General features: G+C 37.4%; 20 protein-coding genes. 1 reads left to right on the top strand and 19 read right to left on the bottom strand.

The window, feature by feature from the left end; genetic code table 11:
- Positions 1 to 222: 222 nt before the first annotated feature.
- From D7I46_RS00760 to rsmA, 12 genes are all read right to left on the bottom strand, one after another.
- The gene (locus D7I46_RS00760; protein ID WP_120773246.1) at positions 223 to 1,716 is read right to left on the bottom strand and encodes a peptide MFS transporter; all 1,494 of its coding nucleotides are present in this window, start codon (positions 1,714 to 1,716) and stop codon (positions 223 to 225) included.
- Between the two features lie 377 nt (positions 1,717 to 2,093).
- Complete coding sequence (locus D7I46_RS00755; RefSeq protein WP_120771132.1) at positions 2,094 to 3,896, bottom strand: glycoside hydrolase family 13 protein; 1,803 nt, start codon at positions 3,894 to 3,896, stop codon at positions 2,094 to 2,096.
- A 612-nt stretch (positions 3,897 to 4,508) separates the two neighbouring features.
- Complete coding sequence (locus D7I46_RS00750; protein ID WP_120771131.1) at positions 4,509 to 6,908, bottom strand: glycogen/starch/alpha-glucan phosphorylase; 2,400 nt, start codon at positions 6,906 to 6,908, stop codon at positions 4,509 to 4,511.
- Positions 6,909 to 7,014: 106 nt separating this feature from the next.
- Positions 7,015 to 8,454 carry a glycogen synthase GlgA gene (glgA, locus tag D7I46_RS00745; protein ID WP_162930783.1) on the bottom strand — a complete coding sequence of 480 codons (1,440 nt, stop codon included), beginning with the start codon at positions 8,452 to 8,454 and terminating at the stop codon, positions 7,015 to 7,017.
- A 339-nt stretch (positions 8,455 to 8,793) separates the two neighbouring features.
- On the bottom strand, positions 8,794 to 9,939 hold the full coding sequence (gene glgD / locus D7I46_RS00740) for a glucose-1-phosphate adenylyltransferase subunit GlgD (RefSeq protein ID WP_120771129.1): 1,146 nt from the start codon (positions 9,937 to 9,939) through the stop codon (positions 8,794 to 8,796).
- On the bottom strand, positions 9,929 to 11,074 hold the full coding sequence (locus D7I46_RS00735) for a glucose-1-phosphate adenylyltransferase (protein ID WP_120771128.1): 1,146 nt from the start codon (positions 11,072 to 11,074) through the stop codon (positions 9,929 to 9,931). Before D7I46_RS00735 ends, glgD begins: the two co-directional genes overlap by 11 nt.
- Before the next feature lie 184 nt (positions 11,075 to 11,258).
- The gene (locus D7I46_RS00730) at positions 11,259 to 13,271 is read right to left on the bottom strand and encodes a 4-alpha-glucanotransferase (RefSeq protein WP_120771127.1); all 2,013 of its coding nucleotides are present in this window, start codon (positions 13,269 to 13,271) and stop codon (positions 11,259 to 11,261) included.
- Between the two features lie 399 nt (positions 13,272 to 13,670).
- Positions 13,671 to 14,645, bottom strand: coding sequence for a transcription antitermination factor NusB (nusB, locus tag D7I46_RS00725; RefSeq protein WP_120771126.1), 975 nt, complete (start codon positions 14,643 to 14,645; stop codon positions 13,671 to 13,673).
- A complete protein-coding gene (locus D7I46_RS00720) occupies positions 14,638 to 15,039 on the bottom strand; it encodes an Asp23/Gls24 family envelope stress response protein (protein WP_120771125.1) in 402 nt (133 codons plus the stop codon). The genes nusB and D7I46_RS00720 overlap by 8 nt, the downstream gene beginning before the upstream one ends.
- Positions 15,040 to 15,516: 477 nt before the next feature.
- Positions 15,517 to 16,074, bottom strand: coding sequence for an elongation factor P (efp, locus tag D7I46_RS00715; protein WP_120771124.1), 558 nt, complete (start codon positions 16,072 to 16,074; stop codon positions 15,517 to 15,519).
- Positions 16,075 to 16,244: 170 nt separating this feature from the next.
- Positions 16,245 to 17,303, bottom strand: coding sequence for an aminopeptidase P family protein (locus tag D7I46_RS00710; RefSeq protein WP_120771123.1), 1,059 nt, complete (start codon positions 17,301 to 17,303; stop codon positions 16,245 to 16,247).
- 364 nt (positions 17,304 to 17,667) lie between these two features.
- Positions 17,668 to 18,552, bottom strand: coding sequence for a 16S rRNA (adenine(1518)-N(6)/adenine(1519)-N(6))-dimethyltransferase RsmA (gene rsmA, locus D7I46_RS00705; RefSeq protein ID WP_120773245.1), 885 nt, complete (start codon positions 18,550 to 18,552; stop codon positions 17,668 to 17,670).
- A 142-nt stretch (positions 18,553 to 18,694) separates the two neighbouring features.
- Here rsmA and D7I46_RS00700 point away from each other — a divergent pair, with 142 nt between their 5' ends.
- Positions 18,695 to 19,129 carry a divergent PAP2 family protein gene (locus D7I46_RS00700; RefSeq protein ID WP_120771122.1) on the top strand — a complete coding sequence of 145 codons (435 nt, stop codon included), beginning with the start codon at positions 18,695 to 18,697 and terminating at the stop codon, positions 19,127 to 19,129.
- Positions 19,130 to 19,224: 95 nt separating this feature from the next.
- Here the strand turns inward: D7I46_RS00700 and rnmV are convergent, their stop codons facing one another.
- The 7 genes from rnmV to D7I46_RS00665 all read right to left on the bottom strand — a co-directional run bounded on the left by rnmV (position 19,225) and on the right by D7I46_RS00665 (position 23,588).
- The gene (gene rnmV / locus D7I46_RS00695; RefSeq protein ID WP_120771121.1) at positions 19,225 to 19,800 is read right to left on the bottom strand and encodes a ribonuclease M5; all 576 of its coding nucleotides are present in this window, start codon (positions 19,798 to 19,800) and stop codon (positions 19,225 to 19,227) included.
- Between the two features lie 9 nt (positions 19,801 to 19,809).
- On the bottom strand, positions 19,810 to 20,343 hold the full coding sequence (locus D7I46_RS00690) for a P-loop NTPase family protein (protein WP_120771120.1): 534 nt from the start codon (positions 20,341 to 20,343) through the stop codon (positions 19,810 to 19,812).
- Between the two features lie 11 nt (positions 20,344 to 20,354).
- Positions 20,355 to 20,741 (bottom strand): VOC family protein, encoded by a 387-nt coding sequence (locus D7I46_RS00685; RefSeq protein ID WP_120771119.1) that lies wholly within the window; start codon positions 20,739 to 20,741, stop codon positions 20,355 to 20,357.
- Positions 20,738 to 21,031 carry a hypothetical protein gene (locus D7I46_RS00680; protein WP_120771118.1) on the bottom strand — a complete coding sequence of 98 codons (294 nt, stop codon included), beginning with the start codon at positions 21,029 to 21,031 and terminating at the stop codon, positions 20,738 to 20,740. The genes D7I46_RS00685 and D7I46_RS00680 overlap by 4 nt, the downstream gene beginning before the upstream one ends.
- Before the next feature lie 24 nt (positions 21,032 to 21,055).
- Positions 21,056 to 21,553, bottom strand: coding sequence for a helix-turn-helix domain-containing protein (locus tag D7I46_RS00675; protein WP_120771117.1), 498 nt, complete (start codon positions 21,551 to 21,553; stop codon positions 21,056 to 21,058).
- A 308-nt stretch (positions 21,554 to 21,861) separates the two neighbouring features.
- Positions 21,862 to 22,500: an FMN-dependent NADH-azoreductase gene (locus D7I46_RS00670; RefSeq protein WP_120771116.1), complete on the bottom strand. Its 639-nt coding sequence runs from the start codon at positions 22,498 to 22,500 to the stop codon at positions 21,862 to 21,864.
- Positions 22,501 to 22,808: 308 nt separating this feature from the next.
- The gene (locus D7I46_RS00665) at positions 22,809 to 23,588 is read right to left on the bottom strand and encodes a TatD family hydrolase (protein ID WP_120773244.1); all 780 of its coding nucleotides are present in this window, start codon (positions 23,586 to 23,588) and stop codon (positions 22,809 to 22,811) included.
- Positions 23,589 to 23,735 lie beyond the last annotated feature (147 nt).

Genomic DNA, 23,735 nt, shown 5'->3' with positions numbered 1-23,735 from the left:
TTAAGCTTTACTCCTCAAAAATTAGATTATTCTGTCAAATAAGACATTCTCCGCGAAATTAATTTAAAATTACGTTACACTCCATTTTAACACTATGTAAGCGCAGATAGAAATTATTGAACTGTCAATTATATTTAGCAAAATCAACACTATGTTTATTATTTTTTGTGATAAATGAATGAATAAAAGCTGTCAGTACTGACAGCTTTTTAAAAGTTATTTTTAGCGGACATCGCCCATCAATTTCAAAATTGGTTTTTTGATGATAAGGAGGATAATTCCGACTACGATACCAATCGCTCCCACAATTCCAAAGAATTTTATTTCCGTTGAAGCACGGAAGAAAGGTGCGATTTGTGCATTAATCGCTTGCGAGGTTGAGTCAGCCAAGAACCACATTGCCATCATTTGTGACTGGAAAGCAACGGGTGCCAGTTTAGTAGAAACAGACAGACCTACTGGCGACACGAGTAATTCACCTGCCATTTGGATAGCAAACATCAGTACTAACCAAAGCGCGCTCACACGTCCTGCTGTACCGTTCAAAAGCCCTGGAAGTGTCATAACCAGATATGAAGCACCTGTCAATAAAAGTCCAATACCAAATTTTACAATGGTTGATGGTTGACGTTCACCCAGTTTATTCCAAAGACGGACAAAGATTGGTGTCAAGAGTACAATAAAAAGTGGGTTCAATAATTGATACCAAGAAGGGTCAATGTGGAAAGTCACACCAAACCATGTAGGATTCAAATTTGTTCTTGATTCACCCCAGACTGCAATAATTGTTGAACTTTGTTCTTCAATTGCCCAAAAAACAATAGCAGACAAAAACAGCGGAATATAAGCAGTCAATTTGCGGCGTTCATCTGATTCTACTTTTTTAGAGCTGAACATTGTTACAAAATAAGCAACAGGGACAATAATTCCAACCGCAGATAAAACATTAATAAAGTTATTGATGAAGTTACTTGGACTTGCTTGATATAACATGAAAAATGCAAGACTGGCTACAATTATAACAATGACTAAACCAATAATAAAATTACGTTTTGCCTTTGCATCCATAGGATTTGATGGTTCACGTCCAATTTCTGGAAATTGACGCATCCGCCCGAACCAGTAAACAAAGAGTGCGACAATCATACCAATAGCGGCAAGAGAGAAACCAAGATGATAGTTAATTCCTTGACCAACTGTACCGACGACAAGTGGCGCAATCAACGACCCCATGTTGATTCCAACTACAAAAATGTTAAATCCAGTATCACGTCTGGAGTCTTCTTTAGAGTAAAGATGTCCTACCATATTGGAAATATTTGGTTTGAGCATCCCAGTTCCTAGAATAATCAAAAATAAAGCCACAAAAAGTGAAGTCAGACCAAACGGTGTTGCTAAAGCAATGTGCCCCAATGTAATTAAAATACCACCAATAAAAATCGTTTGTGAGGCTCCAAGTAAACGATCGGCTACCCAACCACCGATAATTGTTGAAAGATAAACTAAAGCACCATAGATACTAACAATTGCCATTGCTTGTGTCTTGGGAAGTCCCAGACCAGCATTATCAGCAGTCGTCAAAGCATATAGGTAATAAACCAAAATGGCGCGCATGCCATAATAAGAAAAACGCTCCCAGAATTCTGTCTGAAAAAGCGTTAGCAATCCTCGTGGTTGCCCGAAAAATGTTTTTTCTGTTTTATTTAAGTTTTCCATAAAGTACATTATAAAGTTTTCTATACAACTTGTCAAGTTGTCAAACAATTTCATCTATACAGATTTTTTGAAAAATAAGGGATAAACTACTACAATACGGAACTTTCAAAGTTGAATAGTTTTTTGGACAAAATAACAATAATCGTTCAAAATTTTTCTGTCAGTATACTGACAGACTTACCAGTCCAGTTGATAAGTCTTTTATCCGCTGATTCATTGCCTCCTTTGGAGGCATTAAACTGACAGAACAATTTTTTCTGTCAGTAAGCACTCATTTTTCTGATAAAATTTGTTGGATTTCAAAGTGAAACAAACTGTAGTGGATAGCTCATAAAGTGTACTATTTTAAAACCAGTCTAGTATAGACTCATATGAATTTAGCGTTTCATTTTTAAATCAGTAAAAGATTTTCTGGAAATGACTAAACCTGTCAATGATTCTGTCAGTGCTGACAGGAAATCAAACTCTTGTAAAAACGTGATTTCATCTGGATTGACCGTTACTTCGTCCAGCGTTGGATTCATGATGTAGATAAAAATTTCCGATTCAGTATAACGCAAAATTCCGAGTAGTTTGTCAGTGAAAAAGCTTGAAAACTCACCATGACGCAGACTCTTTTCATTTAAGCGTTTCTTTGCCCAAGTTTGATAAGCGCTGTAGGTATCGGCTGGAATATCATTCCAAGGGAAATATTTCCGATTTTCTGGGTCTTTTCCACCTGTCAGCGCAGCTTCATCACCATAATAAATACAAGGAACGCCAGGTAAACTGAACATCATACTAATCGCAAGCGCATTGTTTTCCTCACCCACCATCGTCAAAATCCGCTCTGTATCATGTGTCCCAAGATTGTTCAGATTATTATAAAAAATATCTTTTGGATAATTCTCACGTAAGCTCATCAGATGATGTGCTGTATCAGCAGTTGTCCTTTGACCATTTAAAAAACTGATGATTAAGTCACGAAATGGATAGTTCATACAACCTTGCAAACTATCACCAAGAATATAGTCACGCCTTGCTCCATAAGAAATCTTATTAGAAGCATCTTCCCAAACTTCGCCTATCAAAACCATATCAGAATAACGATTCAGATTTTTTCTAATCCCTCTGATAAACGTATCTGGCAGTTCATCAGCGACATCTAGCCGCCAGCCATCAATTCCCAGTTGATTCCATTTTGTCAATACTGACTCTTTTTCACCATAGATAAACTCGCGGAAAGACTCATTATCCTTATCAATCTCTGGCAAATCTTTGATTCCCCACCAAGATTTATAATCGAAAGGATAATTATTAAACTTAAACCAACTAAAATATGGAGAATCTGGATTTTTTGCTGCCCCTTCATCATCCCCATAACTTCCGGAAATATTGAAATAACGTGAATTTTTTCCCACATGAGAAAACACACCATCCAAAATCAAATGCATTCCCTCATCATGAAGTAAACCAATCAACTCCTTAAACTCAGCTTCATCACCGAGCATTGTATCAATCTCAAGATAATCATTCGTATCATAGCGATGATTGCTCGTACCTGAAAAGATGGGGTTAAGATAAATCGCGTTAACGCCTAGTTCTTTCAAATATGGAATTTTCTTGATGATTCCACGAATATTGCCACCAAAGAAATCCCAGCGTGCAATATCTCCATTTTCTTCCTTAACATAAAAAGGAGTATCCGAAGTTGAACCATAGATAAAAGAGTTAGGTTTTGGATGACTAATCTTCCCTTCTTCATTACCGTTATAAAAACGGTCAGGAAAAATCTGATAGAACACCGCATCACGATACCAAGCAGGCGCTGGATCTTCTTTATCAAAAACAGTAAGCTGATAAGGTTTTACATCATTTTCGTTAGAATAAAGCACCCCTTCACCACCAAGACCAGAACAACCATAAAAATGGCGAATTGTTCCCCAATCGGATGGCTCCTCAATCTCAAAATAGTAAAAATAAAGCCCCTTGCCTACATCAAAAGGCACAGCAATACTAAAATGCCCTTCTTCAAGCCGCTGCATCTCAAATTCATATCGCGTTCCAAAATCGCGCCTTATGACAAATTTGACCTGCACTCCTGCCTTATCTGTCTTGAAATTAACTTTCATGATTTGTCCAACTTTGATTGCACCAAAAGGCTGTTTATAATCATCATTCCAAGAATTAAAATAATACATTGTTTATTCTCATTTCATTTTTGCTAAATTATTTTTCTACAACTTACTTTTATTTTAACACAATAGTCCGTAATGAAAAAACTTCCTACCAGCTTACAAAGCACATCATTTGCTGACCAAACCTTCTGTCAGTACTGACAGAAATAAAAATATTAAGGAAAAGCCCTGTCAAACTCTGACAGGAGCCTTCTCATGATTATAACCCATTTCTCATAAAATACGTCAACAAATTATCCACCCAACTTTATAGCTCTAAACCGCTACAAATACGCTAATCTTCAGCTACTATAGTCAATCCATTGTAAAACAACAACAGACTGATATTGCTTCGCAACTTAATGGTGCAAATTCGGCACCAGACACGCTCATTACAGTTGCCACTGATAAAATCCTATTGGATTTTATTAACGAAATCAAGACCTACTTAGAGTATATTTTGAGCTAATCATCTTAATATTGTTAAAGTTTCCATCTCATACAAATCGTTTTTTGTGCCTGATATACTATCATAAAACAATACTTTCTCAACTATTGCAAGATAATATCATATATCTGCTGATTATTCTTAATTTTTTGAAGAAAATTAAAGATGAACGAGTATAAAATATAAGTTTACTTTTTAGCCTTAATATGCCAGATGTCATCTGCATATTCTTTTACTGTACGGTCAGAGCTGAAGCGTCCAACATTTGCAATGTTCATCAGACTTGCTTGAGTCCAAGCTTTTTTATCACGATAAAGTGTTTCAAGCTCCTTTTGGGCACGAACATAATCATTAAAGTCACGCAAAACAAAATATTCATCATTATATGTCGTAAGTGAGTCAAAAATCTCAGGTCCTTCCATACTAATATTTGGAATGGTACCATCAATGAACGAATCCAAAATACGATGAACAATCGGATTTTGTTCATAAATATCACGCGCATTATAATTTCCATTACGGTAATATTCATAAACCTCATCCTTGGTCAATCCAAACACAAAGTTATTTCCTTCACCTGCAGCCTCAAATATCTCAATATTTGCACCATCCAACGTCCCCATTGTCAATGCCCCGTTGAGCATGAACTTCATATTTGATGTTCCAGAGGCTTCTTTTGAAGCAAGAGAAATCTGTTCCCCTACATTTGCAGCAGGAATAATCAGTTCAGCAAGACTTACATTGTAGTTTTCCATAAAAACAACTTTAATCTTATCAGCAATCGTTTTATCATTATTAATCATATTGGCAATCTCGTTAATGGCCTTGATTATTGATTTTGCATAATGATATCCAGGTGCAGCTTTCGCACCAAAAATGAATACACGTGGTACAACATCCAACTCAGGCTCATCTTTAAGCTCAAAATATAATTTAAGAATATGTAAAACATTCAATAATTGTCGTTTATATGCATGGAGTCGTTTAACCTGCACATCAAAGATAGCCTCAGGGTTCACAACAATTCCATTACGCTCCTTAATCAAAGCCGCTAAACGTAACTTGTCATCATATTTTGCCGCTTGCAAACATTCCAAAACTGATTCATCATCTTTGTAAACTTCAAGTTTAACCAAATCATTCAAATCATGACGCCAAGACGTACCGATTGTTTCATCAAGTACACCAGATAAGCGTTCGTTAGAAATCTGAATCCAACGGCGGTCTGCAATCCCGTTTGTTTTATTATTGAAACGTTCTGGGTAAATTTCATAGAAATCATGCAATTCCACATCTTTCAACAAGTCTGAGTGGAGTTTTGCCACTCCATTTGTTGAATGAGAACCAATGATGGAGAGATGAGCCATATGAATTTGTCCATCTCTGATAATACGCGTATTGTGAACCAAAGTGGCACCGATTTTAGGGAGAAGCTCAGCCGTACGACGACGGTCAATTTCCACAATAATTTGATAAATACGTGGCAAAAGATGTTTTACCATATCTTCGGGCCATTTTTCCAACGCTTCAGACAAAATCGTGTGATTGGTATAAGACATTACTTTCACTGTCGTATCCCAAGCACGATTCCAGCCCACTCCATACTCATCTACCAAAATACGCATGAACTCAGGCACACAAAGTGCTGGGTGTGTATCATTGATATGAACTGCGATGTAATCTGCGATGTTACGTACGTCTTTTTTGTGTGTTGATTTATAATGGCGCATAATTCTTTGCAAGCCTGCTGAAACAAAGAAATATTCCTGTTTTAAGCGGAGCAGACGCCCATCATAATTCGAGTCATCAGGATATAATTCAGCAGATAGCATTGAAGTTTGTCGCATATATTCCAGATTTTGAAATTTAGGGTCCAAATCTTGCGGAACTTCAGAACGCCACAAACACATATTGTTAACCGTTGTATTCTCAAAACCAACCATTGGTGTATCATAAGGCACAGCAAGCACGCGCTCTTGATTTTTATAATGAGGTAACAAATTTCCCTTACCATCATCCTCAAGCCACACTTCTCCGCCAAATCTTACTTCAACAGCTTTATCCGCTCTGCGAACTTCCCAAGGATTTCCATTATTCAACCATGAATCTGGCAACTCTACTTGATAACCATCAATAATTTTTTGTTTGAAAAGACCATAACGATAGCGAATCCCATTTCCATTAGCAGGTAGTCCTGTAGATGCGAGTGAGTCCATGAAACAACTTGCTAATCGTCCAAGTCCTCCATTACCAATCGCCATATCTGGTTCTGATTCTGCAACTTCATCAAGATTGATTCCAAGCTCAGCAAGGGCTTCTTTTACAGTATTCAAAATACCAAGATTGAGCAAGTTTGATTTCAGCATTTTCCCTGGTAAAAATTCGATAGAGAAATAATAAGCTTGTTTCTTGCCTGTTTCATCTTTATAGTCGTTATCATCTGCCCAAATCTTTGTATAGTAATGCTTTACAACAGATGCAAGCGCTGCGTACTTTTCCTGACTTCCAGCTTTTGTAATGTCAGTCGCAAACTTTGAAGTCAATCTTTCTTCAAAATCTTGCTTAAATTGTTTTTTAGAAAGTTTCAAATGTCACCTCTTTATTAAAATTTGTTTTCAGCAATTTTATTTTTCAATGTTACATGAAAATTCTATCAAATTTCTCAAATAAATGCAAACGCTTGCGTACAAGTTATCAATCAATGGATTGATATAGTTCGATATATTGTTGAGATTTGCTTTCCCATGAAAAATCTTCTGTCATTGCTGCTGTAATTATTTTTTTCATTGTTTCTGGTTCTTTATGATAAAGGGCAATCGCACGATTAACAGTATCCAATAACACTTGTCCATCAAAATGAATAAAGCCAAATCCTGTCCCTGTCTTTTCATGTGGATTGTAAGGTTTTACAGTATCTTTCAATCCACCAATCTCATGGACGATAGGCAAAGTACCATATCTCATTGCAATCATTTGAGAAAGACCGCATGGCTCAAACGCAGAAGGCATTAAGAAGAAATCCGAACCTGCATATATTTCTTGAGCAAACTGGAGATTAAAGGCGATATTTGTAGACATTTTTTCTGGATATTTCGAAGCAAAATATCGGAAACCCTCTTCAATCTCAGGGTAACCCGTCCCCAGCAATACCACTTGAACCTCTCCTTGAAGTATCTCCTCTAGCTCTGTGAGCGCGAGGTCAAACCCTTTTTGATTAGTCAAGCGCGACACCATCCCAATCAGCGGTACATTTTCTTTTACTGGAAGTCCCACTCGCTCTTGAAGAGCGGCTTTCATTTTCGTCTTACCTGATAAATCTTCTGCATTAAAATGATAAGCAATTTGAGTGTCTTTTTCTGGGTCATAGACATCATAATCAATGCCATTCAAGATACCTGACACTTTTCCTTGGACAAAATTCAAGACAGATTCAAGGCCACAGCCAAATTCTGGTGTTTGTATTTCTTGTGCATAACTTGGTGATACCGTATTTACACGGTCGGCATAAAGAATCCCTGTCTTTAACATATTCATCATATCATTATGACGGACAACACCTTCAAAATAACGCTCCATCCCCATTCCAAAAAGTTCTGTCAAAGCTGTTCCTTGCATAATCCCTTGAAATTCAATATTGTGAATCGTAAGTACGGTTTTGATATTTCTATAAGCATTCCGCCAATTGTATTTCTCTTTGAGCAAAAATGGAATCATGGCAGTTTGCCAGTCATTGACATGGAGAAAATCAGGAATGAAGTCTAATTTTTCAAGCAAATGACAAACGGCTAAATCAAAGAAGGCGTAACGCTCTCCGTCATCGTCGTAGCCATATAACTCTTCACGTCCAAAATAGTGTTCATTATCAAGAAAATAATATTTTACACCATTTTTCATCAAGCTCTTGACACCTACATATTCATGCCGCCAACCCACATCTACAAAATCGTAAAATTCATCTTTTAGGAGCACTTTATGCTCATCTTTCATCGCGTTTTTAAAATAAGGTAAAATGACAGCAACAGCCAAAGTTTCATTCTTTTTGGCCAGTTCTTTTGGAAGAGCACCTAATACGTCGCCAAGTCCCCCTGTTTTAAAAAACGGTGCACACTCACTTGCGGCAAATAAAATTTTCATTTGTTTCCCCACTTTTTTCATTGACAATCTGTCAGTATACTGACAAAGCTTTTGTAATGACGATTATTCAACCATATAAACTGACAGAAAATCTATTATTCTGTCAGTAAGTGTGTTTAAAAACTTTATCAAAGCAAGTGCGTGCTAATCCCCCTACCTCTTAGGTAGGGAATAAAGCAGCACTAAGCCTTGAATTTCGTCTTGACTTCATTTTATCTAGTTCATCAGATAATAATTTCAGGTCAAGATAAAATAAGTTTATGAACACCTTCAATATCATTTTAACAAAAATATAATTCGTCAGCGCTGACAGAATTTTGTCAGCGCTGACTTATACTATTACAGCTCAATGACGTCTTCTGTCACTACTGAACCTTTAGGAATCACTACTGGTTTTTCAGCAGTACCAATGATTTGTACTCCATTTTCAATGACAGCATTTTTATCAATGATAGCATATTTCACGACAGCATCATTTTTAACTTTGCTACTTGTGAAAATCAGTGCTGACTCAACTTGTGCTCCTTTGAGAACCTTTGAACCACGCGAAATCAAAGAATCCTTGACTTCTCCTTCAATGATACACCCTGAGCCAAGCTGACTATTAACGACATTACTATCTTTTGAAAAATAAGTCGGTACTTCATTTTTAATCTTTGTATGAACAGGTTGGCTGCTATACAACAATGATGTGAAGTTTTGAGGTTCTAACATCACCATATTTGCATCGTAGAAAGATTTGATGTCTGTGATGTTACTCATATATCCTGTATATTCATAACTATTCACATCGTAGTCTTTCATACGAGCTCTGAGTAGATGAGCAATAGAAGCAATCTCACCTGCATTCTGCATTTCTTGAACAAAATCAATCAACCAGTCCGTATTTACAATAAAAAGATTAAGACAGAGCGCTTCTTTTTCTTGAGGGTTCTCCAGCTGCTTTGTATAGCAGTTACTCATTTTTCCTTCTTCATCAAATCGAAGAATCGTATCATATTCAGCCGCTAAAGTCGGAGAAACCTTTTTATAAACCGTTGTGATTTCCTTACCCGCAAGTTTATGAATTTTGAGAACAGCATTCAAATCAACATTGCAAATAAACTTACTTCCCAAAAGTACCGTGTACGGAGCTTTAGACTTCTTCAAAAAGTTAAGATGTTGCGCAAAATAAGCCTTACCTTGCTCTTTTAGACGGTCAAAATCCTGTTGGATGTAGACAAAATAACGACTATTAAATCCATCAAGTCCCCATTCAGATCCAGAACCAAGATGGTCAAAAACGGATTGTGTTTCTCCTTCATTGAAAGTCATAAACACATTATCCACATGGGCATTTGATAATGAAGAAAGTGGGAAGTCAATCAAACGATATTTACAATCAAAGGGTAAAGTTGCAATAGGACGTACATCTGTTAATGGGCGTAGCGCTTGACTTGATGATACGTTAGATAACAGCGCACACATTTTGTTACTATTGTTCATTTTTATTTTCCCCTTTCACTTCTCCGTGACCAATCACCGCAACTTCGTTTTCTCCAATGATTTCCACATTATCACCAATTTTTGCATTTTCACCGATGATTGCATTTTTAATCACTACATTTTCACCGATAAATGTCCCTGACATGATAAAACTATCTTCAATCGTTGTTCCTTCTTGAACATGAACATTTTGAGATAAGATGGAATGATGAACTGCACCATTGACGTAACAACCATCTCCCACTAATGCATCCTTAACCTCTGCTTTATCTGTGATAAATTGCGGTGCCGAAATATCATTTCGTGAGTAAATCCGCCACGATTTGTCTGTAATATCCAGTTCATTATTGAGAATATCAAGAAATTCCATATTGGATTGATGGAGTGAATCAATCGTACCAACATCTTTCCAGTAACCTTTAAACCGATAGGCAAACACATTTTCTCCCGCTTCAATATAAGCCGGAATGACATCTCCACCAAAGTCTTCCATTGGGTTTCCTTTTGCATAACCGTTGACCAAAACTTCACGAAGACGTTGCCAGTTGAAAATATAAATCCCCATTGAAGCTAGATTTGATTTCGGCTCCTTGGGTTTTTCCTCAAACTCAATAATGCGGTCATTTTCATCTGTATTCATAATACCAAAACGACTTGCTTCCTCAATTGGAACCTCCATGACTGACACTGTCAAACTCGCTCCACGTTCCTTATGACTCTCAAGCATTGCTTCATAATCCATCTTATAAATATGGTCTCCAGAAAGAATGAGGACATATTCAGGGTTCTGTTGGTCAATATATGCAATGTTTTGATAAACCGCGTGCGAAGTTCCTTCAAACCATTTAGAACCTTCTTGTGAAGAATAAGGTTGAAGAATTGTAACTCCACTATTTACACCATTGAGTCCCCACGGTGCTCCATTTCCGATATGTGCATTTAATGCAAGAGGTTGGTACTGTGTGATAACACCTACATTTTTCACATTTGAATTTGCACAATTCGAAAGAGCAAAATCAATAATACGATAACGTCCACCAAACGGTACAGCAGGCTTTGCGACATCTTTAGTCAACTTACCCAAGCGAGTCCCTTGACCGCCAGCAAGAATAAGACCGAGCATTTCAATTCCCATAATGGAACCTCCATTTTTTGATAAGCTTTTTAATAATTTTTTTACTAACTTCTTATTATTTTATAATTTAACACTTCTAAATACAAATGATATAAATTTGAGTTAATTCTGCTTAATCGGAATAGGTAAGAAAATGAGGTAATTTGGATTTTCTTAGATTTACCTTAAGTATTAATTGATGATTTTACCAAGTTTTTCGCTTAGAATCAGCGATAAAGTCTGATAAAAATTCTGTGAATTCATTATTTTTTGCCAGTGTTTCAAGTGAGAGATGCAAACGATAACGCCAGTAATGGAAAGGATTTGAAGGAATATTGATTTGCTCTGCATGAGCATTTTTATTTCTTATATTTCCATCTGTCGCGAGCCAATCTTGTAATGGCAAAATGACCATCATCGCATCTGAATTAAGATTACGTTTGATAATTTCTTGAATAATCTCTGGTGTAGCTTCATAGGGAGCTTCTCCCCACCAACCCATGATTTCGTTGTAGTAACGCTGCGTCACTTCCCGATTTTCTTCCCACCAAGCGCGTAAAGGACTGGTATCATGACTTGAAGTAGTGACTACTGATAAATACGGTGCATACTGTAAACCATTGACAAAACTGTCATCGGCTGGCATACGTTCAATAATTAATCGTAAGATTTCTAAATGATACATGACATCTGGTACATTGTCTGGCACCATACCGAGGTCTTCCCCACAGGCTAACATTGAAGTAGAATTCTTGATTGCTGGAAGCTTTTCATAGGCACGTTCTTTCCAAAAATCATAATTTCTTCCATAAAAATAATCATTATACAAATGTTCTAAACGTTGCTGATATGCTTGACCAAATTCTCTAAAACTAATGGTGGACATTAGTGTTATCCTAGGATGATAAAGTTCTGGATTTTTATGGTCGGGAAGAAAAATGACATTTTCGTGCAAGGTAAACAGACCATCTCTTACCCAATCTTCAAGATCTGCTACTTCAACCTTCTTTTGAGTATCAAATTCAGTTTTTAATATGTAATTTCCATATTTGTTGTATTGAAGATACTGCTGAATAATAAAATCTCTATTATCCCGTCCAAAAATCTCATCAATCACCCAATCTTTAATAAAAGGTTGAGTAAATCGTTCCACGCCCCATGCACGAAGTGGAATCCCATAAGTGTTTTCTATTTCTTCTGTAGTTAACGCTAAAGCAGGTGAAAACTGCCCTAATAAGCCTCGAACGCTCCCTTTAGGCATTTCCCAAATACGAAAGAAACCTAAAACATGGTCTAAACGATAGGCATCGAAATACTCTGCCATTGCAATCATTCGCTCTTTCCACCAAGCATATCCGTCTTGTGCCATTTTATCCCAGTTATAAGTTGGAAATCCCCAGTTCTGTCCATTTACTGCAAAAACATCTGGCGGTGCACCTGCCTGCATTTCTAGATTAAAGAGCTCTGGATTTGTCCAAGCATCTACTGAATCATGAGCAATACCAATTGCGATATCTCCTTTAATGGCAATCCCCAGCTCATGACAATAGTTCACCGCATCTAATAATTGGGTGTGCAAAAGATATTGGATAAAGATGTAAATATCTAACTCCTGAGCAACTTTTTCATCACGACTCAGTGCTCCAAAAGTCTTGGTCGTATAACGGGGATAACCTCTCCAACTTATGAAATCAGCAGTTTTATTCTTATCTCGCAAATATGAAAATGCTGCATAAGGTTCTAACCATGATTTTCTTGAGTTGTAAAAAGTCTGATAATCTGCCGTTAATTTTACTTTTTCCGCTATTTTATGGTAAATAATCTTTGCATATTTCCATTTTAAAGCCAAACTTTTCTCATAATCAATCTCTTCTTTTTGATTAAGCTCAGCTTCTGCTTCTAATAATTCATCTTTTTGAGCTTGGGTGTATTGTGCTAGAAAAGCATGAATATCCAAGTAAATAGGGTGAAGAGCAAATACAGAAATCGCACGATAGGGATAGGAATCTCTCCAGTCCATAAATGTTGTTGTATCATTAATCGGTAAGAGTTGGATGACATCCATACCCGATTTTTTTGTAAAATCTGCTAAATGCTTGAGGTCAGAAAACTGTCCCACCCCACTTGAGTGCTCCGTTCTGAGAGAAAAGACAGGAATGGCTACTCCTGTATGATATGGCACAGAGCCATGCGGTTTTATTGAAAATTTTTCCGCCATCTTGTACTCCTTACTCCGTTTATTTCCTGACACTGTTTAACGTTGGATGCAGCGCATCAAGACTGCAAATAAGAAAAGTTTCGCTTTCCCACTCACTACAAAACAGTTTGTCTGTAGTTCATCTGATAATTTTTTACAAAAATCAAGGATAAACTAGTATAAAAATGATGTGAAATTCATGAAAAGAAAACGTTTTCTAACAATTTCATTATATATTATTTAGGAAAAATATGCCAATATTTATTGTGAGTTTTCAGAAAAAATAATCCTTTATTCACATTGGAACATTTTTATGTCATTCTATTACTTTTCTTACATGTTTTGTATTAAAAAAACCAACCAGAGAAAACTGATTGGAATTTTATATCAATATATTGCCCCATAGAGGAAAGCTAAATCTCATTTAACCAAATTAGTCAACACGCCATTGACAAATCGGCTTGACTTTTCATCACTGAAATCTTTTGAAAGTTCAATTGCTTCATTGACTGCGACAACATCTGGAGTATCTGTAAACATGATTTCATAAGCAGCAACTAAAAGGAGACTTTGCTCAACTAAAGTTAAGCGCACAAAGGACCAATTTTTTGCTAAATATTTTGAAAGTTCTACCTCAAGCGTAGTTGAGTTTGCAAGGATACCATCAACCAAAGTGGTAAAGTATTCAGGCGCTTCAATAGCTTCTGGGGCATCATTATCATAGTTGAGTACAAAAACTTTTGTTTTTCTCAACAATTCATTCGTTTGAGCTTGAGCTTTAAGTTCAGCTTGACTCAATTTTTCATCCAATTCATTTTGTAGTTGAACTGGGGTAAATAAGTCAAGTGTATACTTCTCCAGAATATTTTCATGAAGCATCGAAAACGTCTTTTTGAAAGTAGCAAGTGCTTGTTCACTCGTTGAATCTTGCGGTAAATCACGCAAAAACTCGAGAACTTTTGGTGCTGTAGGTAGCTCTTCATCAAGGTCAATTTGGAACAATTTCACAAGGTTCAAATTTGCCATGATGCCTTTGAACAAATCATTAGCATCATATTCATTCATTTTTTTCGTGAAACCACCAAAATCACGCATGAAAGTCATTGCTTTGGTCACTGCTGTTTTTTCAACATTTGCCACACCAAGAATGTCATAAATTCCTGCAATAGCTTCTAATGGTTTAGAAAGTTGCTTTGGAAATTTACGAACCGTAATGCGTTCATCTCTATATTCGACTTCAAAACGAATGGGTTGCGCTAAAGCTGCTTCAAGACTTTCTACGTTTTTACGAAATTCGCTAACAACAGTTGTTGCCATGTCATTTTGAACTTTATAGCTAAACAACGCTTGCACAGCACGTCTACGAATTTGATGTTGATTGAGCGTCTTAGGCATCAAAAAATCCCTCGTCAAACAAATCTTCAAGCGCTGGTTTTGGAAGTTTTTCTGTTACAACACCCACAATATGGATATTCACTTCATCAACTATAATTTCAGTGGCTTGAGCGACTGCTTCTTTCACTTCTTTTTGAATTTTTGCAGCAACTGCTGGTACACTCACGCCATATGTGAGGTAAACATAGATGTCAACAGTAACTTTATCATCTTTCGAGTCAATGTAAACCCCTCGTCCTTCATTTTTCTTACCAAGTCGGTCTGAAAAACGTTTATTACGGAGCGCATAAACACCTTCGATTTTGGCTGTTGTAATGCCAATAATAACTTCAAGAACTTCGGGAGCAATGACAATATCACCAAGTTCTTCAGAATGTACAGTTTTTTCTGCCATATTGATTTCCTCTTTTTATACTAGTTCATCTAATAATTTTACTGCAGATATACTGCCTTGCAACGAAAGAGAAAAGCTGTGCTTTTCTTATTCGCAACCTTGACGCAGTGTGTCAAGCGCAAGAAGTGGCTTGCGTGAAACGCAAACTTTAACTTTTAAGCCATAGGTTTAAAAGTTAAACAGTATTAGATTGATGTTCCTCAATATCTAAAATAATAAAAGTAATTTAGATTTTTTGCTCTTGCAGAACATCTCTCATCTTTTTGTCTTTTCAAATTCTCTTCCACTTTTTTCATACTAGCTCATCTAACAATTTTACTGCCTTGCAAATAAGAAGTTTGCGTGAAACGCAAACTTTAACTCTTAAGCCGTAGGCTTAAAAGTTAAACAGTATTAGGGTAAGTAAGTGGATTTTTAATGAATTTTGTTTACAAAATGAACTGACAAAGTTCTGTCAGTACTGACAGAACTTAATCATTATGCACGTTTCAAATATTCGCCTGTCATTGTGTTAATTTCAAGTTTTGTACCTACTTCAACGAAGTCTGGAACGTTAACTACAAGACCTGTTTCCATTGTTGCTGGTTTACCTGAACCTGTAACAGTTGCACCTTTGATTGATGGTTGTGTTTCAGTAACTTCGAGAATGACAGTTGTTGGAAGTTGAATCCCAATCACTTCTGTACCGTAAAATTGGATTTTTACGTCAGTGTTTTCGAGGACATAAAGCAATTCATCTTTAACTTGTTCAACTGGAATTTCATATTGGTCATAAGTTTCATTGTTCATGAAAAATGCTGTATCATCCATTTGGTACAGATATTGAGCATTTACTGTTTCGATAACTGCTTGTTCAAATTTATCTTCAGGGCGATAAGTGTCATCAAAAGTTGAACCTGAGCGTACATCTTTAAGTTTCATACGCATGATGGTGTTGCCTTTACCTGGTTTGTGATGGCTTGCTTCCATAACACGAAGGAGTTTATCTCCGTTCAAAAATGTCATACCTGATTTAAGATCTTTTGCTAAAACCATTGTTTATGTATCTCCTAATATTTTAAATTTAGATATTCTGTCATTTTTAAGCCACTTCCAAAGTTGTCAGCTCTATCTTTTTCTGTCAGTGTACTGACAGAATTTTTACACACGAAAAAAGGGAAATGACAGGATTTAACATCTTATTCTATCACAAGATGGGCGTTTTTTCAAATAACGATAAGCTCTTTAGGTGCTTTTGTCAGCACCTCGCAGCCATTGTCAGTAATTAGAAGATCATCTTCAATTCTGACACCTCCAAATTCTGGTAAATAAATCCCTGGTTCATCTGTGACAACCATTCCACTTTGCAAAACTGGCTCTAGCATCGCTTGACTGAAATAAGGAATTTCATGAACATCTAATCCTAATCCATGTCCAATACCATGTGTGAAATATTTTCCGAAACCTGCTGTTTCAATCACTTCCCGCGGAACACGGTCGTAATCTGCATAAGTCATCCCAGACCTTGCTTGCTCAATCAACAATTGATTCGCCTTTTGCACCGTATGATATATTTCTTCCATTTTCTCATCAACTGAGCCTACGAAAATTGTCCGTGTCATATCACTTGCGTAATGCTCATAATAGCAGCCAAAATCAATGGTTACCACATCCCCAAATTCAATCATTTTATGAGTAGCAACACCGTGCGGCAAGCTGCTTCTTTTACCACTCGCAACAATGGTATCAAATGAAATCCCGCTTGCTCCCATATCACGCATCTTGAAGTCAAGAAAATTAGCAACTTCAATTTCTGTGCGACCCGGTTCAATAAATTTAAGTGCTTCACTAAATGCTTCATCAGCGATTTCACACGCTTTTTGAATCGTTCTAATCTCTGAACTATCTTTAATTTGACGTAATTCAAGCAGATAATTTGTCGTAGCAAAAAGCTCCATTTGAGGAGTTGCTCCTGATAATCTTTTGAAAAAAGCATAGTCCACTGTATCTTCAAAGCCTACATTTTTGACCTGGTCAGCGATTGACAATTCTGTCAGCATACTGATAGCATCTCTGGTTTCAATAATTTCAAAGCCACTGATAATACCACGCGCCATCTCGCTATAACGGCTATCAGTCATAAAGATATTTCTTGTTTTAGTTAAAAAAATTGTTCCAGCTGTTCCTGAAAAACCTGTCAAATAGTAAATGTTTTTCATATCTGTAATAAGCAAACTATCCAGATTCTCACGTGCCATTTTTGCTTTTAGATTTTCAATTCTCATACTCATACTCTCTTTCATTCAAGTTCATTCTAGCAAAAAACACTAGATTTGACTAGCGTTTTCTTTTAAGATGTGAAGAGAACTTGATTTGAAATCATGAAAATTAGGAAATTGCGGGTTCGTGCAACGGCACGGCTCTGGAAGTTATCTATTTCCACTGATTTCAAGCGTTCTGAACTCAATTAAGATGTGAACCCGACTGTACTGAAAGTTTGAAAAATGCCATTTAGTTCTTTGCACGAAAGCAGCCTAAACCAGTGGACAACGTAGTAGTTACACTACGGAGATAGAAAAATGTGGAGATGAGCAAAGGTCATTGGAACATTTTATCTTTTTTCACAGATTTCAAGCGCTCTGAACTCAATTAATTTTTTAAGGGTAATAGAGCGTCCGCCAACTTCGCAAAATCAGCAATCGAGAGTGCCTCTGCTCGGATAGATGGCGAAATTTCAGCTTTTTGCAAATATTGCTCAATTTCAGCTTTGTTTTCTTTACCAAAAGCAGCCTGAAGGTTATTCATCAAAGTTTTACGGCGATGGACAAAGCTGCTATGCATCGTCTTGAAAAACCACGCTTCATCTTTGACCTCAACAAGTGGTGATCTTCTTCGTACCATTTTTAAAATCGCAGAATCCACATTTGGTGCAGGAATGAAAACTGTACGTGGCACAACAAAAGCAACACTTGCTTCCATATAGTATTGCACCGCAATAGATAAGGAGCCATAAGCCTTACTATTCGGCTTCGCTGCAATCCTATCTGCCACCTCTTTTTGCATCATCACGACAAATTCAGCAAAAGGAATTTTGCTCTCAATCAAGTGCATCAAAATAGGTGTTGTAATATAATAAGGCAGGTTTGCGACAACTTTAATGGGCAGATTAGGATTCTTGAAATTCTGGATAGCTGCCATCAAATCAATTTTTAAAATATCCGCATTAACCAAAGTAAAATTATCATAAGGAGCAAGGGTTTCAGAGAGAATTGGAATCAATGTTTTATCAATTTCAAACGCCATTACTTCATGAGCTTCTTCAAGCAAATACTGTGTCAAAGAACCTATACCAGGACCAATTTCGATGACATTAACTTCTTTTGAAAGTTCTGCTGTTTGTGTGATTTTCGACAAAATATTATGGTCTGTCAGGAAATTTTGTCCAAACTTTTTCTTAAAATTGAAATCATGACGCCGCAAAATGTCTTGCGTGCGAATGATGTTTGAGATGCGGTCAATATCAGTATTTGTCATAAAAATATTATACCAAAAATCCACAAGATTGTTCACTTCTGATAATTTATCAGCAATCTCAATCAAATTTTCACGAAATCATTATCAAATTGTCTATTGAACATGGTAAACTTATATAAAAAAGAAATTCATGGAGAAACTGATGCAATTTTTCACGCAAATCGCAGAGAATCACATTTTATGGACAGCAATCGTCAGTTGGGCTTTGGCCCAAATCATAAAAATTTTAATTGACTTAATTCGTTTTCATAAGTTAGATTGGCAGCTTCTTTTTGCGACTGGTGGAATGCCTAGCTCTCATAGTAGTCTAGTCACTGCTTTAGCGACATCTGTCGGATTGGAATACGGCTTTAACTCTGCACTCTTTGCGATTGCAACGGTTTTCGCTTTTGTCGTCATGTATGATGCTCAAGGAATCCGCAGGCAAGCTGGTCACCAAGCTCATTTCATCAATATAATTTTGGAAAATCTTGGTGTCAATATTGACAAGGACTTAAAAGAATTACTTGGACACACTCCTATTCAAGTTGGAGGTGGTGCTATTTTAGGTGTTATTGTTGCCCTGATTTTGAAGTGATTACTTCATTAGTGGGGACCCCACCAATGTTAGTAAAGCAGCACTTGCTAAGTTAAATTAAAAAATACTGTGAAAAATATCTTTCACAGTATTTTTTATTTGATGGTTTCATCAAATCCGTTCATCACTTTTTCTACCTCTTCAAAGCTAATGTCAAACATATTCAAACGTTTAAGCAATTGCTTACCATTAGCATAGCCAATCCGTAGTTGTTCACAAAGAAATTCACGACGACGACGGCTAGCAACACCCATCACCAAGCCAAATTTCATCAAATCTATTTGTGTCAGTGCTGACAGATTTTCTGTCAGTAAACTTTTACCGCCTAACACTCCTGTCAGCGCCTTTTGAAGATTGTCAAACTTGGCGTGTTCAACACCAAGTGAACCTTTTCCTTTAGGACGCGCTTCGTCACGATTTAAAAAAGCGTGCTCTGCGGTTGGAATCGCCTGCATGATGATTTTACGAATTCTCTCCCCCTGAAAATCTGGGTCAGTAAAGACAACAATTCCTCGTTTTTCATGCAATTTTTTGAGACGTTCAACGTCTTCTTCATCAATCGAACTTCCACCCGTCTCATACGTATCACAATCAAAATATCTTTTAAGATTTGCTGTATCATCACGTCCTTCAACGACGATGACCTTATTTATTCTTTGTTTTTCAATCACATTTTCACTTCATTTTATCTTTTGAATTTTTTGCAAAGTAGTTAAATATTTTGCCTTGTCTTTTCGATTTTTCAAAATAACCACCTTGTCCCAAGCATCAAATTTTGTTAAATTTTCTTCAATTTGTGGAAACTCTGTCTTAGGAAAATTCCAAACAAATTTCAAAAATTCGAGATATTCCTTATCCCATTTCTCAACGAACTCTGAGGCCATATCCTGCCGTTTTTGCCCAAGCCACCGAGCCTTTACCGAGCGCTTAACCACGCGCATCACAGCTGTTGGCCGAGGCACTTTTAGCCAGATGATGACATCGGCAAAAGGAATCCGCTCATCCAAAGTAGAGCCATAGTTCCCATCAATAATCCAAGACTCATGACTGGCGATAAACGATCGTGTCGTCTGGCGCAAAACTTCGCGCGGTTGTTGAGTGGTAGCGTGAAAAACTCTATCCAAATGCAAGACTGAACTTTCTGTCAGCACTGACAGCTCCCTTGTCAGTGTGGATTTTCCGCTGCCCGAACTTCCGATAAGTATAATTTTCATTTTGCTCGCTTCTATTCTGCAAAAATCTCGCTCAAATTTCCCTCTGGGTCAGCGAAATAAAAGGCACGTTGTCCCCACGGATAAGTGACGGGTTCCGAAATTATTTTGATGCCCGCCAATTTAAATGCTACAAATTTTTCATCAACTTCGGAATGAGAACCAACCAAAAATGCTTGTTCCATCCGCATATTTAAATCAAACTCAACTGTTTTCCTCCCCAATAACTCCTCAATAAAATTTCGTTGAGAAAGCATCAAGCGAAAACCTGTCACCTTATCAAATAAGTCTGCGTGGTCAGGATTTCCATCCCATTCTGTTGTAAAACCGAGATTTTCACAGTAAAAAGGAACCATCACTGCCAAGTTCTTGACAAAAAGTCCGTATGTATCTAATTTCATTTTTTCTTCTTTCCATAAAGTTCGTGTCTCGAAAGTAGCGTAACCACACCACCAATCGTAAGCACACTCAAGATAGCGATGACCAAAAGCCAAATCCAAAAACCAAAATGAAGCGCTGCCACACCCGACCAAGTCCCCGAAATTGCAACAAACCAAGCACCCCAAGACACAATCGTCCAGCCACGCACACGGAGCAAGTTTTTCTTGTCTCCCTCGCTAAACTCAATGAAAGCCTGCAACACCGCCCCCATGAAAAGCAACCAGCTCCCTAAAATCTCAATCCAAACCATGCGTTATTGCTCCTCTTACAGCGCTCATAACATCTTATTCAACAAGTCATCTACTGCATCAACATCCGTCAAAAACCCTAAAATCACTTGCTTTTCATTTTCCGTATATTTCAAAAAAATTCGTTCATTGAAAATCTCATCAATCTTCTCATGCATTTTATCATGAACAGCAGCGACTTTGCGCCCCTTATCTGTCAACTGATAAAAAATTTTCTTTTTATCCGCATCAAGCTGATAAATTTTAACAAAATGATATGCTGTCAGATTTCCAGCAGCACGTGTAATCGCTCCACGCGTGACCTCCAAATGACTTGCCAGCTCAACACCAGTCAAATCCTTTTCTTTCAAGCTAGACAAGATATGAAGTGCCACAACAGATAAGCTTTTTACTTCTTTTGTCAACTCTTCATCACCTAATTGCCGCAAAATCCACTGCGATTCAAGCGTTCGATTTCCTTTCTGATTACGCAAATCATGCAAAGCCTGAGCGATTGCTTTATCCACTTCTTTTCCATTTCTCATTGTTTCATTATACCAAGAGGTGAGGCTACTTGTCCAGAACTCATGAAAATTGCTATTTGGCTATTGCCGTTTTCTCTTGAAGCTTTACCTCCTAAGCAAATGGACAGCGGAGCAACGAAGTTGCGGAGATAGTAAAATCGGCAGCGTAGCGAAGCGAGATAAACTTCAGAGACAGGACCATTTCGCCTTGCAACTTTTAGCGAATGGATAACGTAGCGAAGCGGAGGTGTGACCTCATATCTTTGATGTGGGGTTATACCCTAATATTGGTGGAGGAGAAAAAGTCCCCCACCAATGAAGTAATCAATTCAAAAGTCTTTTCCTAATTCACGTGCTTCATCGAAGGCTTTTTTCTTCAATTCTTCGGCACGCTCTGGATAATGGGCGTACCCCTCAACAAAGAGTTGTTCACGCGCTTCAATCCCAATCATTTTCATGGTTTGCTCAATATATGCCGCACCCAAATCCTCCGCCATATGCGATGCATCTTCTTCATTATGGTAGAAACCACCAGCTGACTGAATATGTAAACTCTTCTTCCCTTTCAAAAGACCAACAGGACCATTTTCTGTATAACGAAAAAGTTTGCGTGGCACAGCAATCACATCAATGTATTGTTTCAGCTCCGCTGTTGTGAAGCCATTATACATCGGATTGACAAAGACATACTTATCAGCAGCTATAAATTCATCAACATAAGCATTATGACGCGCTAAAAGTACTTGGTCTGCCTCAGTCAAAGTATCTGGAGCATATTTGTTCCGTTTCCAAGCAGCAAAAGTGTCGTTGTCAAGCGCTGGCACTTTTTCTTCAAATAAATCACGAATAATGATGTGTTCATCAGGATGTTCCTCTTCATAGCTCTTGATAAATTCATCAAAGGTCGCTAAAGACCAACTAAAATCATCTGTGTGGGGGTGGGCTAAAATCGCTAGCAAAGTACTCATTTTTTAAATCTTCTTTCGATTAAGATGTAGGGTGCGTTTATTTTCATCAACTCTAAACGCTCCGAACTCATTTCGTCAAGATAGCGTTCATTCTACCAAAAACTGGATTTACATTAAATTCCCAAGTTAGAGAAGAATCAACTTTTTGTTGACAAGCAACATTATACATCGTTTTTAGTTGCCTGTCAACAAAAATATAAGTTGAAGTGATTACTTCATCGGTGGGGGATGCTTTCTCCCTCACCAATGTTAGTAGAACGAAAGCAGAGCTTAGTGCTGCTTATCCCGCCACCTAAAAGGTGGGGGAATTAGCACGCACTTGCTAAGTTAAAAATATTTAAAGCATTTTTGGTTGTTATGCGTGCGATCTCTTCAGCCGAAATTCCGCGTAGTTCTGCGATTTTATCAATAACATACCGTGTGTATCCCGGTGTGTTTTCTCTCCCTCGATAAGGTACAGGCGTCAAATATGGTGCATCTGTTTCCACCAAAATTTTATCAAGAGGCAACAATTGTGCTGCTTCTTGTTCCGCAACAGACTTTTTAAAAGTGACCACTCCTGAAAAGGAAATCATCATCCCAAGTTCGACAAAACGCTTTGCATCTTCATAGGTTCCAGAAAATGAATGCATTATCGCCCCCGAACTTCCTACACCTTCATCCTTGATGATAGCATAAGTATCGTCAAGTGCATCTCTCGTATGGACTTGGAATGGAACATTTGCGCGCTTCGAAATCTGAATCTGCCGTCTGAAAATGCGCTCTTGTTCTTCTTTAGAACGTACCATCCAATGATAATCTAAGCCAATCTCACCAAGCGCAATAACTTTCTCTTTTGAAAGTTGCTCAAGCAAATATTGCTCGGCATCAGCATCAAACTCTGCCGCATCATCAGGGTGCCAGCCAATTGTGGCATAACACGCAGCAAATTTTTCTGCTAACAAAACGGCTTTCTTATTCAACTTATAGTTACTTCCCACGTTATTGATTCTGGTTACCCCAAGCTGTTCAGCTTTTTTTAGCTCATCTGGTATCCGTCCATCAAACTCCTCAGAGTTGAGATGTGTATGTGTATCAAAAATTTCCATGTCTCCATTATAGCTCATTTACCTCATCTTTTCACACCTTTTTTCTAGTAAGCTTAAGTATAGGAACTCAAATGTTCTGGTCATCAAAGCTTTTAAGCATCAAGTGATATAAAAAATTACTGACAGAAGTTTTGTCAGCCAATCACT

This window comes from Lactococcus allomyrinae (genome assembly GCF_003627095.1).
GTDB lineage: Bacteria > Bacillota > Bacilli > Lactobacillales > Streptococcaceae > Lactococcus > Lactococcus allomyrinae.
The sequence above is the reverse complement of the archived record's forward strand: the minus strand, read 5'-3'. Positions and strand labels throughout refer to the sequence as shown.